Source organism: Paenibacillus sp. FSL R5-0623 (assembly GCF_037974265.1).
GTDB lineage: Bacteria > Bacillota > Bacilli > Paenibacillales > Paenibacillaceae > Paenibacillus.
Map to the genome: position 1 here is coordinate 2,685,821 of NZ_CP150233.1, position 14,843 is coordinate 2,700,663.

11 protein-coding genes are annotated in these 14,843 nt (G+C 45.7%); 8 read left to right on the plus strand and 3 right to left on the minus strand.

All coding sequences use genetic code 11. The features are described 5' to 3' along the window. Nucleotides 1–70 precede the first annotated feature (70 nt). The 5 genes from MKY92_RS12450 (at nt 71) to infC (ending at nt 5,901) form a co-directional block, all read left to right on the plus strand. A complete protein-coding gene (locus tag MKY92_RS12450) occupies nt 71–2,008 on the plus strand; it encodes an LTA synthase family protein (RefSeq protein ID WP_339300928.1) in 1,938 nt (645 codons plus the stop codon). 235 nt (nt 2,009–2,243) lie between these two features. Beyond that, nucleotides 2,244–3,251: an LLM class flavin-dependent oxidoreductase gene (locus tag MKY92_RS12455; RefSeq protein WP_339300930.1), complete on the plus strand. Its 1,008-nt coding sequence runs from the start codon at nt 2,244–2,246 to the stop codon at nt 3,249–3,251. A 99-nt stretch (nt 3,252–3,350) separates the two neighbouring features. Further along, nucleotides 3,351–4,103: a metallophosphoesterase family protein gene (locus tag MKY92_RS12460; protein ID WP_339300932.1), complete on the plus strand. Its 753-nt coding sequence runs from the start codon at nt 3,351–3,353 to the stop codon at nt 4,101–4,103. A 254-nt stretch (nt 4,104–4,357) separates the two neighbouring features. Next, on the plus strand, nt 4,358–5,290 hold the full coding sequence (locus MKY92_RS12465) for a manganese-dependent inorganic pyrophosphatase (RefSeq protein WP_076217128.1): 933 nt from the start codon (nt 4,358–4,360) through the stop codon (nt 5,288–5,290). 119 nt (nt 5,291–5,409) lie between these two features. Beyond that, complete coding sequence (infC, locus tag MKY92_RS12470) at nt 5,410–5,901, plus strand: translation initiation factor IF-3 (protein WP_017688902.1); 492 nt, start codon at nt 5,410–5,412, stop codon at nt 5,899–5,901. 183 nt (nt 5,902–6,084) lie between these two features. On the opposite strand, the gene MKY92_RS12475 is transcribed toward infC, so the two are convergent. Further along, nucleotides 6,085–6,909: a protein-glutamine gamma-glutamyltransferase gene (locus tag MKY92_RS12475; RefSeq protein ID WP_339300933.1), complete on the minus strand. Its 825-nt coding sequence runs from the start codon at nt 6,907–6,909 to the stop codon at nt 6,085–6,087. Nucleotides 6,910–7,119: 210 nt separating this feature from the next. Between MKY92_RS12475 and MKY92_RS12480 the strand changes: the two genes are divergently transcribed. Continuing rightward, the gene (locus tag MKY92_RS12480) at nt 7,120–9,867 is read left to right on the plus strand and encodes a PAS domain S-box protein (RefSeq protein ID WP_339300934.1); all 2,748 of its coding nucleotides are present in this window, start codon (nt 7,120–7,122) and stop codon (nt 9,865–9,867) included. A gap of 50 nt (nt 9,868–9,917) precedes the next feature. On the opposite strand, the gene MKY92_RS12485 is transcribed toward MKY92_RS12480, so the two are convergent. Then, complete coding sequence (locus MKY92_RS12485; protein ID WP_339300936.1) at nt 9,918–10,130, minus strand: hypothetical protein; 213 nt, start codon at nt 10,128–10,130, stop codon at nt 9,918–9,920. Between the two features lie 117 nt (nt 10,131–10,247). After that, nucleotides 10,248–11,003 (minus strand): hypothetical protein, encoded by a 756-nt coding sequence (locus MKY92_RS12490; protein ID WP_339300937.1) that lies wholly within the window; start codon nt 11,001–11,003, stop codon nt 10,248–10,250. Between the two features lie 605 nt (nt 11,004–11,608). On the opposite strand from MKY92_RS12490, the gene MKY92_RS12495 reads away from it, so the two are divergent. Together MKY92_RS12495 and MKY92_RS12500 are read left to right on the plus strand one after the other, a co-directional pair. Further along, a complete protein-coding gene (locus MKY92_RS12495; protein WP_339300938.1) occupies nt 11,609–13,303 on the plus strand; it encodes a M3 family oligoendopeptidase in 1,695 nt (564 codons plus the stop codon). Nucleotides 13,304–13,547: 244 nt separating this feature from the next. Beyond that, nucleotides 13,548–14,699 carry an iron-containing alcohol dehydrogenase gene (locus tag MKY92_RS12500; protein ID WP_339300939.1) on the plus strand — a complete coding sequence of 384 codons (1,152 nt, stop codon included), beginning with the start codon at nt 13,548–13,550 and terminating at the stop codon, nt 14,697–14,699. The last annotated feature ends 144 nt before the right edge of the window (nt 14,700–14,843 follow it).

Genomic DNA, 14,843 nt, shown 5'->3' on the forward strand with positions numbered 1-14,843 from the left:
AAACTGTTATACTGAAATATGCGTTTTGTAAAATGAACGTAAAATTTCAGGGTAAGGGTTGAAGGCGACCATGTATAATTCCAAAAATGAACGAACTCCATCACGGACCTTATTCGCCGTGTTATTCATTCTTATGCTGTTGAAGCTGTCACTGCTGCGGTATTTCTTTTTCCAAGGTCTGTCCGGCATCGGTCTGTTAACTGACGCATTAGGCGCACTAACTGTGGTATGCCTGCTGGATCTGATCGTGCTCAAAGGGTGGAAGCAAGCAGTATACGGAGGATTCAATGTTCTGTTTTCTCTGGTGCTGTTCGCGGCTACGCTGTATAACGTTCATTTCAGTTCGGTACCCACCTATACTGTGCTTAGTGAACTGGGGCAAGTTGCTCAAGTGCGGGGAAGTATAGGGCCTCTTGTACGACCAACGCACTTTCTGTTTTTCGTAGACATTATCCTGGCGTTGCCAATATGGCTAATTATGCGAAGACGTTCAGCCGGGCGTAACCGCAACAGTTATCACGATAGCGGGTTGACGTTTGGCAGAATCCGGAGACGTTACTGGGGCAAGCTCGGCGTTGCGCTTACCGCCGCATTCTGCATCGTGCTGTCTGGCAGTTTTATTGTCAAAGGTGAAACGATTGATAATGAGCTGGTTCGGGCCGAGAATCTCGGTTTCCTGAACTATCAGGTATCGTCTGCCATTCTAACGAGTAAAGAAAATGAGGCTATTGCGAATGGCAATATTACCGAAACGATCGCCAAGATCAATGAGCTGGTTAGCCAGTATCCGTATCAGGATAAACCAAGTGATGGTACAGCCGTGAAAGCCAAATACTTTGGTCAGGCCAAAGGTAGTAATCTGATTGTACTGCAACTGGAGTCCTTTCAGAATTTCCCGATTAATGCTTCATTAGACGGTCAGGAGTTAACGCCGGTACTCAATGATCTGGCCGAAGAAAGCTATTATTTCTCTCATTTCTTCCAACAGATCGGACAGGGAAACACATCAGACGCGGAGTTCATGTCGAACACGTCTATCTATCCAACTGGCGTTGTTCCCATGTCAGCCGGGTATAGCGATCGTGATCTTCCAAGTCTACCCAAGGTACTGGCGGAAAAGGGATATGAGTCAGAGACGTTCCATGGGAATGACGTTACCTTCTGGAACCGGAACAAAATGTATCCGGCACTCGGATTCACTCGTTACTTCGACAAGCCCAGCTTCGAGAACGACAGATTCAATGACTTTGGACCATCGGATGAAGAGTTATACCGTGTAGGTGTGGAAAAAATGACTGCGCATCAGGCTGCGAATCAGCCGTTCTATGCTCAGTTCATTACGGCTTCGAGTCACTCGCCGTTTACGGTTCCAGCTGATCGTGCACGGATCACGATTCCTGCGACCATCACGAATAAACTGCTTCATGATTATCTGCAAGCGATCAACTATACGGACTACGCGGTCGGTCAGCTCATTAATGAGTTGAAGGCGAACGGATTATGGGATAATACAACTTTAGTGCTCTACGGAGACCACTTTGGTCTGCCTGCTGATGAAGAGATTACACAGCAGATTCAGGCCAATCTGGGCGTCCCTTATGACGGTAAAGTAAGTCGATTCAACATTCCGTTAATGATTCATACGCCGAAACAGACCAAAGGACAAGTGATTGAGCAGCCAGGCGGTCAGTTGGATATGTTGCCAACGATCATGAACCTGATGGGTGTTTCCCTTCAAGATGAGAAGTTCACTGCCTTCGGACATGATCTGCTCAACATGGACCACAATGCCTTCGGTATCCGGTATTACTTGCCGACGGGTTCATTTGTCAACGATGACATTATGTTTATCCCGGGTGCGGGCTTTGACGATGGAACAGCCTATTCGCTGAAGACTTACGAGACGGTAACGGATTTGGAACCGTATCGTTCCGATTATGAACATGTGCTCAGCTTGATGAAACTGTCTGACGAGTATGTGAAGTTGTTACCAAAACGTGCACCATAAATCAATATTTCTGCAACAGGTCAGATCAAAAACGTCACCAGTTCAAAAGCTGGTGACGTTTTTTTGCATGTTTCTTGCACAAGTGTGGTAATAAAGAGAATAACTAAAGTTTGAAACTGTAATAATTAATGTTACAATGAAATGAGCAAGAATGAAGCGAGCAAAAGCGCGTAATATTCGCAGATCTCATATTCAAAGTACTTATGAACCTAACAGACGAGAGGATTGAATATATATGAAACTGAGTGTACTTGAACATGGACATATCAACGAAGGACGAAATGTACAGGATACGTTGCAGGAAACGGTCAAACTCGCACAACATGCGGATCAATTGGGGTACTCCCGTTTCTGGATGTCGGAGCATCACGGTAGTGGTGCGCTGTCTTTCTCCAGTCCTGAAGTTATGATTGCACATGTGGCTGCCCATACGGATCGAATTCGCGTAGGTTCCGGTGGCGTTATGCTACCTCATTATAGTGCCTACAAGGTTGCAGAGAATTTCCGTCTGCTGGAAGCTCTTCATCCGGGACGGATTGACCTTGGGATTGGCAGAGCGCCAGGAGGCATGCCGATTGCCAGCAGAGCGCTGAATGAGGGGAAATCTTCGAATGTACACTTCTTCCCCCAACAGATTGCGGATCTCGGCGGATACTTTCATGAAGAATTGCCTGAGGATCATCGATTCGCATCCCTTGTGGCGGGACCATCAGTTCCCACGGTACCAGAAGTGTGGTTGCTGGGTTCCAGCTCTGAAGGTGCAAGAATTGCTGCAGCGCAAGGGACGTCATATGCGTTTGCCCAATTCTTCGGAACACCAGGCGGCGAAGAAGCGATGAAGCATTACCGCAGACATTTCAAGCCGTCCATCCTGAATGACAAACCACATTCAATGATTGCTGTCTCGGCATTCTGCGCGGAGACAGAGGAAGAAGCTGCTGAACTTGCGCGCAGCAATGAACTTTTCTTCTTACGTCTTGGACGAGGTCTTGAACAAAGTTCATTCCCATCTCTGGAGACGGTGAACAACTATCCATTCACAGCGATGGAGATGGAACAGATCCGCCAGCGCCGTTCTTTTTCCATCGTGGGTACACCGGATCAGGTGAAAGACAAAATTACCGCAATGGCTGAACGTCATGAAGCAGATGAAGTCATTATTGCGTCAGCGATCCATTCGTTTGAAGCACGTCTGCGCTCATTCGGCTTGATTGCAGAAGCCTTTGGACTTAAGCAGGACTAATGGTGAGCAAGCGGGAATAACTACTCTGAACAGACTGGAATCTTGCTCTTGCAAGGTTCCGGTTATACTCTTGCGTGATCAGGGAGAGGAGAGATTCACATGCGCAGATGTGTCATTAGTGATATTCATGGCTGTTACGATGAATTTAATGCACTTCTTAAGCTTGCAGATTATAATCCGCAGCAGGATGAATTGATTTTACTCGGTGATTATGTGGATCGCGGCCCAAGCAGCAAACAGGTCATCGAACAGATTATGCAGCTTCAACAACAGCACCATATTATGGTGATCAAAGGTAATCACGATGCCATGATGGTCAAGGCGCTTACCCAGGATGTTGAGCAATATGATCAACACTGGATTCGTAATGGCGGATTACAAACGATGGCAAGTTATCTGGACCTGGAGCTTACTTTTGATGAGAAACAGATAGATTGGGAAGCTTATGCTGAAGCTAAAAAGTGGATACGTACACACTATGAACACCATCTACGCTTTCTGGAACAGCTTCCGCTGGTGTACGAAATTCCGGGTTATATTTTTGTGCATGCCGGGATCAACCCGGATATCGAGAATTGGAGAAGCCAGTCCGAGCGGGACTTCATCTGGATTCGTGAATCATTCTATTCCAGACCAACGACGATTAGAGAGACGGTCGTATTTGGACACACCCCCGTGAAGCATTTGCATGATGAGACAGGCATTTGGTTTGACCCGAGCGGAGACAAAATTGGCATTGATGGTGGTTGTGCCTACGGAGCGCAATTGAACCTGCTGGAGATTAGAGAAGACGGGAGTCTACAGACCTTTTTTGTACGGCAAGGGCAGAGCGCGGAAGAGCCTGAGATCTAATGTTTTCGTTGCGTGTCAGAGTTTCATATGCTAATTTATAAGGTTGTACGATGGAATAAACAGGATACATATCATATCGACTTGAGGGGTATGACCAAGTTTGGCTATTTTCAAAATGACTTGCCTGAGAATGATTTGCAATTAATTCGCTGTAAAGGGATTGGAATTTAGCCTTATTAGCGCTATAATCAGTAGGGTATGATTGAAATATGACATGTATTATTCTAAATCAGAATTGACGGAGGGCTATGAATATGGAAAAAGCGTTAATCTTCGGTCACAAAAATCCCGACACGGATACGATCTGTTCGGCAATTGCCTATGCGGATCTCAAAACAAAATTGGGTCAGGACGTTGAAGCTGTTCGTCTCGGCGAAGTCAATGGTGAAACCCAGTTTGCACTGGATCAATTCAAAATTGCAGCACCACGTCTGATTAAAACAGCTGCAAATGAAGTAAACAAAGTTATTCTGGTTGACCACAACGAGCGTCAGCAAAGTGTAAGCGATATTGAGGAAGTGACTGTTGTTGAAGTTATCGACCATCACCGTATTGCTAACTTTGAGACAAGCGGACCTCTGTATTTCCGTGCAGAGCCTGTAGGTTGTACCGCAACCATTTTGAATAAAATGTACAAAGAAAATGGCATCGAAGTGAGTGCACCGATTGCTGGCCTGATGCTGTCTGCAATTATCTCCGACTCCCTATTGTTCAAATCCCCGACTTGCACAGAGCAGGACGTAGCCGCTGCACGTGAACTGGCTGCCATTGCTGGTGTAGATGCAGACACATATGGTCTGGACATGCTGAAAGCCGGCGCGGATCTGAGCCAAAAAACAATTGCTGAACTAATCTCCCTGGATGCCAAAGAATTCGTAATGGGTCAATCCAAAGTGGAAATTGCACAGGTTAATGCCGTTGACGTGAATGATGTTCTCGTGAAGCAACCTGAGCTTGAAGCAGCTATTGAAGCGATCATTTCCAGCAAAGGTCTCGATCTGTTTGTATTTGTCGTAACAGACATTCTGAACAACGATTCCGTAGCTCTGGCATATGGTACATCCACTAAAGCAGTGGAGAAAGCCTACAATGTAACGCTGTCTGATAGCAGAGCTATCTTGAAAGGCGTAGTATCACGCAAATCACAAATTGTACCGGTCCTAACGGAAGCATTCAACACGCTGTAACTCAAACCGATTGGCGTATTTCTACGCTGATATGTATTACAAATAGTAGCAACACCATCCTAGCCTGCTCTGATCCGTAAATGGTCAGGACAGGCTTTTGATGTAGAGGAGGAAGAATCATGATCAAAAATGAAAAGATCAAAGCGGCCGAAGTGCAGCTTACGGGTCTAAATGGTGAAGATCTGGGTGTGATGTCCACGCAGGAAGCACTTCTACTTGCGAAGCAGCATAAGGTAGATCTAGTGTGCTTGTCCTTGATGACGAGTCCGCCACCGTGCAAGCTGATTGGAGCTGGAGCGGCCAAAGCTGAAGCGCAGCAGGCGAAGAAAAAAGCGAGTAAATCCCCCGATAAACGTAAAGTAAAGGAAATTCGCTTGAACCTTGCAATGGAGGATCATGACCGGGATACGAAGCAATCTCAAGCGGAGCGAATTCTGAAGAAGGGGGATTCGGTAAAACTCGTCATCCAGGTGCATGGAGCCAAAGAAGGAGTTGCAGGCAAGGAGTGGGCTGAGCAACTGAGTAAATCGTTGGCTGAATTCGGTAGCAAAACGACAGGTGTTCAGGTAAGTGGTAAACAGGTTGTTGTGCAACTGGACCCGATTGCTTAAACTGCCAGGGCGATCCTCGATGTAGCACAAAGGTAAGGCGAATATTGATACCGTAATGATCTTTTGAATGTAAAGAAGCCCAATGAGGTGGCAGGTTAACTGCTGCTGTATTGGGCTTGTTTGTCATCACTTGGATTGAAGTATCGTGCAATTTAATGTAAAAGCCGTTTCTGTTCCAGTAGTTCAGCTGCGTAAATAACGGCTGCCACCAAGTCGTACATATAACTGTCCGGGTAATACAGGCGTAGAACCAGCGGCCATATTATTCTGGTTGTTTTTGGCGAATCGGGATAAATAAAAGAAGTCCGGATAGATCACCATATCCATCAAGTAGGCGGAGACCCGACTACCTGGAACGCGGAACTGATTCAGGGTACGTATAATATCTTCGCCGCGTGCAATACCAATGCCGTGTCCGTAATACCAGTTCTCGCGCAGCATGAACGTATTCTCTCCCTGCCACTCGGGAGTTTCCGGAGAAACATCCGGATTCTTGAAATACAGCACATCTCCTGGCAGGGCGGTTTCGCTACCGTTTTTTTCGGTTAATCGCAGGTCACTGTCATAATGCCAGTCGAAGAGTAACAGATTGCGAAACAGGGAATTAAAGGCGTCTTCGCGAATGCTTCCCAGCACGCCACCATACAGCACAATAACGGTAGCTGTTGCACATTCAAAGGCATATAAGTGTCCATTCCTCCAGATATCCCGGATACCGTCGGCGGGGGTCACGTTTGATCTTAGTTCGAACCCACCTTCCGCATTACGATTCCAGTAGGCAGGATTACATCTGGACTTTTCAAAGGATGCAAAACTCACACCACTTCGATCCAATCCTTCCGCTGCATCTACGAGAGAGCCCCTCAAGTCCCACTCAAAACGAAGATGATCCATGGATTGGTACACATACCTTGTAGGACGATCCTGGAGTTGTTGTAACCAATACCATTCAAAATCAGACCATTCCGAGCGGTTCAGCTGGGCGAGTTGATTAGCAACAATGATCATGATCCATAACCTCCGTTCCTATTCGAATATTCAACATTGTATAATCGGGAGAGCACGGGTATTGTGTAGTATATGTCGATTTATGCAGGAATTTTATCCGATCTCGTTTATCAATCCTTGCATTTGGGGTAGTACTCTATAGATGAAGTTATGTTCAGGTCGATCTATTCATACGGAATACATTCAGATTCTCATAAAGGAGGACATGTAATGTCGAAATCCATTACAGAGAGCCGATCTCTGTTTGAACAATTGTATACGCACGCACCAATCGGCATTGCTGTCGCATCGCATGTAAATGGACGGTGGTTGCAGCTTAATCCTGCATTTTGCGAGATGCTTGCATACAGTGAAGATGAACTGATCGATACGTCGGTCATACATATGATCTACGAAGAAGATCTGCACATGGAGGATTTTCGCAGCAAGTTTTGGGAAATGACCCATGAAACAAGTCCGATGTACGAGACAGAGGTTCGTCTGAAACGAAAGGACGGTTCGTTATTATGGGCAACCATTAGTGCCTGCATTGTTAGGGATGAAACGAATGGTGAGCCCTTGTATTTGCTGGTACAAGCTGCTGATATTACGAAACAAAAAGATGCAGAGGAAATCCTCATTGTGCAACGTAAACAATTGGAAGAGAGCAGTCGCATCTCTCGGCTGTTGGCGGAGTCTTCACTAGACCTGATTGCAATACATGATGCCGATTCTAGTCGTACATTTAAATATGTATCAAATGCATGTAAAAGCATGTTGGGCTATGAGCTGGAAGAAGTTATAGGTAAGCCGGGAACATTTGTTATCTATCCGGAGGATGTCCCTTTGGTTGAAGCGTACGTAGAAGAGCAGAGAAAGGGTCTGGCTCCCAAACGGCTCAATTATCGCCTGCTACATAAGGATGGATCTACGGTATGGGCAGATACGATTACGCACTATGTATATGACGATTCAGGTGAATTGATGGAGATGATCGCCGTAACCCGGGATATCACAGCCAGCCAGCAACAACAGTTAAGCATGCAGGAGTACAGATCGTTATTTGACTGTAATCCCCTTGGTGTGGCTTCTCTTGATCTGGAAGGCAATCTGCTGAAAGCCAATATGGGTCAGGAACAGTTGACGGGACACACCAAAGAGGAGCTGCTGAGTCGACCTTTTGATCACCTCATTGATCCTGTGGATCTGGAGAAGACTCGATATCATTTTGAGGAGACGGTGAAGGGCAATGCACAGAGTTACGAGGTAGGCCTAATTCACAAAAATGGGCAGCGAATTGAAACAAATGTGATTAATGTTCCTATTATCCTTGAGGAGAAAGTTGTCGGGGTCTATGGGATTACCAGTGACATTACAGAGTCCAAACGTTACGTCGAGGAGATCGAGAATCTTAGTTATGAACGGGCATTGATTTTGAATGGCATGTCTGAGGGGGTTATTGGACTGGACTTGGATGGGAATCTGAACTTTGCCAATCCGGCCGCTGCGGAGATCATGAACTTCTGTCCAAGTGAAATGAATGGCAAACCATTAGAGCAGATGATGATCCAAATGCAGAGCGATGGCATCCCATACCCATCCAAGGATACACCTATTCTACAGGCTGTTCGTGAGGGACGAGGTCTGCCGCGTACCGAATCTGTATTCTGGAGACAGGATGGGTCCAGTTTTCTGGCGGAGTTCCAATTGAAGCCGATTATGGATCAGGGTAGAACCCGCGGAGCAGTTCTGGTCTTCCGTGATATGACATCTGTTAAGGACATCATACGTGCCAAGGAAGCAGCAGAGCATGCAGACCGAGCCAAGTCCGAGTTTCTCGCCATCATGAGTCATGAGCTTCGTACGCCATTAAACGGCATCATGGGCATGGCCCATCTGTTAATGGAAACCGAGCTGGATGATGAACAGAAAGGTTTTACGGAAATTATGATTGATAGCGGGGAATCCCTTTTGTACATTTTGAACGAAATTTTGGATTTCAGCAAAATCGAAGCTGGCAAAATGGATCTTGAGCGCGCACCTGTAGATATTAAGGCGATGCTGGGCGGGGTGATCGAGCTGTTTGCACTGAAGGCATCAGAGAAAAATATTGAACTCTATTGTGAAATGTCGGATCACATTCCTGAACGCATTCGAGGGGATGAGACACGAATCCGGCAGATTTTGATTAATCTGGTGGGTAATGCCGTTAAATTCACAGAGCAAGGCCGCATTAAGGTGAGCGTAGGTGCTGATTTCTCAGATGAGCATGGTCAGGATAAACTGATGTTGACCTTTAAGGTGAGAGATACAGGGATCGGCATTCCAATAGAAAAGCAGCATCAATTGTTTCAATCCTTCTCACAGCTTGATCCGGCCATCAATCGCAAGTTTGGCGGGACAGGTCTAGGCCTTGCGATCAGCAAAAAACTGGTTGAGTTAATGGGCGGAGCGATTGGCGTACAGAGTGAGATCGGTGAGGGGGCAGAATTCCAGTTCACCCTCGTAGTGGAGCGGTGGTTAGAGGAAAGTAATGATCCGATCAAAATCACCGCGAATGATGAACTGCAATTGGATCGAGCTAGTCTTGCCCATGACATCAAAATTTTGATTGCTGAGGATCAAACGGTCAACAGTCATCTGTTGGAGGAGATGCTGCGCAAGTTTGGCGGAGTATGTGATATCGTTGAGAATGGTGCACAGGCCGTCGATTCTTTGAACAAGGTTCAATATGACTTGGTGTTTATGGATATTCAAATGCCAGTTATGGATGGGATTGAAGCGACCTGCCACATCAGACAGAGCCACCCAGAAATACCGGTTATTGCAGCGATTACAGCTTTTGCAGGCGCCGGCGACCGTGAGAAGTGTCTGAAATGTGGGATGCAGGACTTTATCAGCAAACCGTTCCATTCCACGGAGATTAGCCGCGTACTGAATACATGGGTTCCATATATTCGTTCTCAAAGGATAACGTAACAGAAAAATAACCTGTGCCTTGAAATTCAAGGTACAGGTTATTCTGTCATTTACGACCAGCCTCCGATTAACCCGGAGAGAGTCACACATTCGTCATCTTCCAAATCTGCAATCAGAGTGAGTTCTTCGTTGTCTTGTGGATCAACGGAGAATAATTCACGGCGTCCGTCCTCATGCACAATAATGACTAACTGATGGCCGCTCTTTGTATCAAACTGGTACTTAACTCCGATACCAGGTAGTGGGCATTCGCGGATATTCATGAAACTTGTCACCTCTTTAGCTTTGCTTAATAAAAAATTAACCGTTCACACAGTACGGATGTATTCTACTATCCATAACACCGTTTGGCAAGTCACAAATAAAATTGGTGTGAAGAATTAATTTTTCCCGCGATGTGACCTTGCACTTTGGTGCTGTCTGGCCCGTCTGCGACGAACAAAAAACCAAATGAGCAGAGCAGCGATTATTAGTAGGCCAATGACTGCAATGATAATGATGTTCCGAATATTGGGAACCTGTACAGTCAGATCCAGTTTATTCATCTGGAGGGGTGAAACGTGCCAAATCAGCGTTTTTCCGCCATCCTCTACCTGATCTGCATTGGAATCAGCTGCCTTGATGGGCAAAGACAACTTAAAGTCAAAGTTAACATCCTTTAACAAGAGGTTCTTAAGAAATCTGGGTACCTTGTTGATCTGATTTTTGATCTCACCATCGGGCATGGACTCCATGAGATCGGCTTCTGCTGTAATATGCATTTTGGAAGTGAAGAAGCCAGGTGAAGTTGATTGTTCAACCTTGATCCCTTGTGGTAACTTGGACGTATTAAAGCTGGTTTTATTGCTTTTTTCATAATGGGTGGTCGCTGTGAGTTGCTTCTGATCTCCCTGTTCCGAAACCTCTGCATGGAAGTTATTTCGATTCAATGCATCTGCGATCAGAGGCATGAGATTTTCTTGCCCGATCTTTCCAAGAGCCGAGTTCTTTACGTTGAGATTGAGATCCAGATCCGTTGATCCATCCATATTCACCGTTAGATGGGCTTCTCCATCCGCACAGGCGGATAAAATAGATAACATAAGGGTTAGTAGAACAGTAAGCATTAGCTGACGTAAGGGAATGCGAGTCGACATGTCTTTCAACCTTTCTACGTAAAATCCAATTCCAATTCATAGAAGTATAGTATACACCGTAAGGTTGGCGGATGAAACTTTGAACAGTGTAGCAAGATGAGAATGATACAGTATGATTGTGGAAATAATTGATTTATTAAAATTAAAGATTTCGTATTTTTGTCAATGTTCGGTCAATTCAAACGGAGCTTCACAGTGTACACTAGTAGTAGTGTGATGAATATACGGAAGCAGGGAGGTTACATTCATGACATATATCATTATTATGGCTGTTATTATGGTCGTAGGCATGGTCGGAATGGGCTGGTTCTATCGGATTATGGACAAAGACCAAAGCTAGTATTCCTTAAAATGTGGAACAGAAGAGACAAGCCTATAAGCTGGCTTCGCTAACGCGAGGCGGGCTTATTTGTGTTGAAAAACTCCTCGATTACGTGACCTTACATTGGCGCGTAATATATATAACCAATGATGTTGCGCAATTTGACCGATGGACAAATATTTTTCGTAAAGATGGGATTTTTTAGCTGCTCTTTTGTATAATAGGGGGTAGTTTAACTCGGGATACTCCCGAAATTCTGCCAAACAGGAAAGGGTGTACATAAATGAAATTTAGTGAGTATACGTATACACGTCCGAATCTGGAACACATCAAGACATCTTTCCGTGAGCTGTTGAGCGGTTTTGAAGCTGCAGCAACGGTTGAAGAACAGAGTGGGTTCATGGATCAGATTAACGCGCTGCGCAGTGATTTTGAGACACAAGCCCAATTGGTCTACATCCGTTATTCCATTGATACCAATGATGAGTTTTACAAGGCGGAGAACGAATTTCTGGATGAGAATGCACCCATTGTGCAGGAATATATTACGGATTTTTACCGTGCACTGGTTAACTCCAAATTCCGCAATGAGTTGGAACAAAAATGGGGTTCACAGCTGTTCCAACTGGCAGATCTTTCACTGAAAACATTCAGCCCGGAAATTATTGAAGAACTCCAGAAGGAGAACAAACTTTCCACAGAATACAATCAATTGATCGCATCCGCCAAAATTCCGTTCGAAGGTGAAGAACGCACGTTGCCACAGCTTCATCCATTTGAACTGTCCACGGATCGCTCCATGCGTGAGCGTGCTTCGGAAGCCAGATACACTTTCATGGCTGAACATGAGGCTGAATTCGATCGCATTTACGATGAACTGGTTAAAGTACGTACGCAGATCGCGAAGAAACTGGGCTATCCAAGCTATGTGGAACTCGGCTATGATCGCATGAACCGTACAGATTACAACGCCGAGATGGTTGCCAACTTCCGTGCACAAGTTCGCGATTATATCGTGCCTGTGGCGACCAAGCTCAGAGAGCGCCAGCGTAATCGGATCGATGTGGATACATTGTATTATTACGATCAGGGCTTCAGCTTCAAGACGGGTAACCCGACACCTAAGGGTGACGCGGACTGGATTATCGAACATGGTAAAAAAATGTACGCTGAATTATCGCCAGAGACGGATGCATTTTTCCAGATGATGACCGAAAACGAGCTTATGGATCTGGTAAGCAAAAAAGGTAAACAGGGCGGCGGATATTGTACGTTCCTGAACGATTACAAAGTGCCGTTTATCTTCTCCAACTTCAACGGTACATCCGGTGATATCGATGTATTGACGCATGAAGCAGGTCATGCTTTCCAAGTGTATGAGAGCCGTGATTTTGCAGTGCCTGAATACAACTGGCCGACATATGAATCGGCTGAGATTCATTCCATGAGTATGGAGTTCTTCACATGGCCGTGGATGCAGTTGTTCTTCAAGGAAGATACGGACAAGTACAAGTTTGATCACCTGTCTTCCGGTCTGTTGTTTATTCCGTATGGTGTAGCTGTGGATGAATTCCAGCATTTTGTGTATGCGAACCCGGATGCAACTCCAACGGAGCGTAAGCAGGCATGGCGCAACATTGAGAAGACCTATCTGCCACACATCAATTACAAAGATAATGCGTATTTGGAGCAAGGTGGTTTCTGGCATAAGCAGGGTCACATTTTCTCATCGCCATTCTATTACATTGACTATACCTTGGCACAAATCTGTGCATTCCAGTTCTGGAAACGCAGCAATGAGGACATGAAGTCCGCATGGGCCGACTATTTGACATTGTGCAAAGCGGGAGGAAGCCTGTCCTTCACTGGATTGGTTGAACTGGCTGGATTGAACTCACCATTCGAGGATGGCTGTGTATCCTCCGTAATTGGCGATATCGAGGCATGGCTTGACGGCGTGAACGATAAGGCGCTGTAAGCCTTCGTAAGGATGCTTTTAGTGAAAGTACCCAGTAAGGTATAAGTAGTGGATAAAGCTTTAAGATAGATAAGCAAGACGGCTTGGAGACCTTCGGGTGTCTGGGCCGTCTTTTTCATTATAGGTAAAAATCAACCTTCAGTGTAACATTTATCGGACTCATTGTGATTTATTTCACTATATCTGAAAACGGATTCAGTTACAATGGAGATAGTAAATCAGGGGTTACAGGAGGCTGGTTCAAATGGCAACACATGCATATTATGTTCCGCCCGTGAACTTGATGGGTAGAGGTTGTTTACAGGAAGCAGGTCAGATGATTGAACAGATGGGTATCCGCAAGGCGCTGGTTGTAAGTGATCGTCAATTGATTACTTCAGGTGTTGCAGAGCAGGTACTGTCTATACTAAGAAAATCAGGGTTAGACTATGTAGTATATGATGAGGTTCAGCCTAATCCAACATGTCAGAATGTACATGATGGACTACAAGTATTCCAGGATCATGGCTGTGACGCCATTATATCGATAGGCGGAGGTTCACCGCAGGATGCTGCCAAAGGGATTGGTATTGTAGCTACGAACGGTGGGCATATCCGTGAATATGAAGGACTGCATCAATCGAAACATAAGTCCGTACCACTTGTGGCTTTTAACACAACAGCGGGCACATCGAGCGAGGTGACAATTAACTACGTGATTACAGATGAGGAACGTAAAGTGAAGATGGTGATGGTAGACCGCAACAGTCTGGTCTCCCTGTCGGTTAATGATCCGGAGCTGATGCTCAGCAAACCTGCAAGTCTCACAGCGGCAACAGGAATGGATGCCTTGACCCATGCCGTAGAAGCGATGGTTACACCGGGTGGATTTACAGTGACAAGTGCGACAGCTGCAGCAGCTGTTGAACTGATCTTTGAATATTTGCCAAGAGCCGTGAGAGACGGCAGTGATCTGGAAGCGCGGGAACATATGACGTATGCGTGTTTCCTTGGCGGGATTGCGTTTAATAATGCGGGTCTGGGTTATGTTCATGCGATGGCACATCAACTGGGTGGCGTATATGATCTGCCGCACGGTGTGTGTAACGCAATGTTACTCCCCTACGTGGAAGAGTTGAACGCCAAGCATGTACCCGGCAAATTCCGTCATATTGCTAAGGCAATTGGTATGGATGTGAAAGGCAGAAGCGATGAGGAGTGTTCAGATTACGTCATTGAGGCCATACGTCAGCTATCGAAGGAAGTCGGGATCCCTGAGAAACTGTCTGAACTGGGTGTAAAAGATCCCGATGTGGAACTGCTTGCCGATAACGCGATGAAAGATGCCTGTGCACCAGGCAATCCCTATCAACCGTCCAAGGATGAAGTGATGGATCTGTTCCGCAAAATTATATAGACTGTTTCAGAAACGGATACACCAAAGTACGATCCTGTTGAAGCTATAGGATCATGGACCAAGCATGGTCAGAAAATAACAGACAAAATGAGCCGGGATCGAAGATCGAAAGGTCGGCTTTTTTGTCATGTGAACTCATTCTTT

Coding starts and splice junctions, on each gene's coding strand:
- MKY92_RS12450 (WP_339300928.1), top strand. CDS start 71: ATGTATAATTCCAAAAATGAACGAACTCCATCACGGACCTTATTCGCC.
- MKY92_RS12455 (WP_339300930.1), top strand. CDS start 2,244: ATGAAACTGAGTGTACTTGAACATGGACATATCAACGAAGGACGAAAT.
- MKY92_RS12460 (WP_339300932.1), top strand. CDS start 3,351: ATGCGCAGATGTGTCATTAGTGATATTCATGGCTGTTACGATGAATTT.
- MKY92_RS12465 (WP_076217128.1), top strand. CDS start 4,358: ATGGAAAAAGCGTTAATCTTCGGTCACAAAAATCCCGACACGGATACG.
- infC (WP_017688902.1), top strand. CDS start 5,410: ATGATCAAAAATGAAAAGATCAAAGCGGCCGAAGTGCAGCTTACGGGT.
- MKY92_RS12475 (WP_339300933.1), bottom strand. CDS start 6,909: ATGATCATTGTTGCTAATCAACTCGCCCAGCTGAACCGCTCGGAATGG.
- MKY92_RS12480 (WP_339300934.1), top strand. CDS start 7,120: ATGTCGAAATCCATTACAGAGAGCCGATCTCTGTTTGAACAATTGTAT.
- MKY92_RS12485 (WP_339300936.1), bottom strand. CDS start 10,130: ATGAATATCCGCGAATGCCCACTACCTGGTATCGGAGTTAAGTACCAG.
- MKY92_RS12490 (WP_339300937.1), bottom strand. CDS start 11,003: ATGTCGACTCGCATTCCCTTACGTCAGCTAATGCTTACTGTTCTACTA.
- MKY92_RS12495 (WP_339300938.1), top strand. CDS start 11,609: ATGAAATTTAGTGAGTATACGTATACACGTCCGAATCTGGAACACATC.
- MKY92_RS12500 (WP_339300939.1), top strand. CDS start 13,548: ATGGCAACACATGCATATTATGTTCCGCCCGTGAACTTGATGGGTAGA.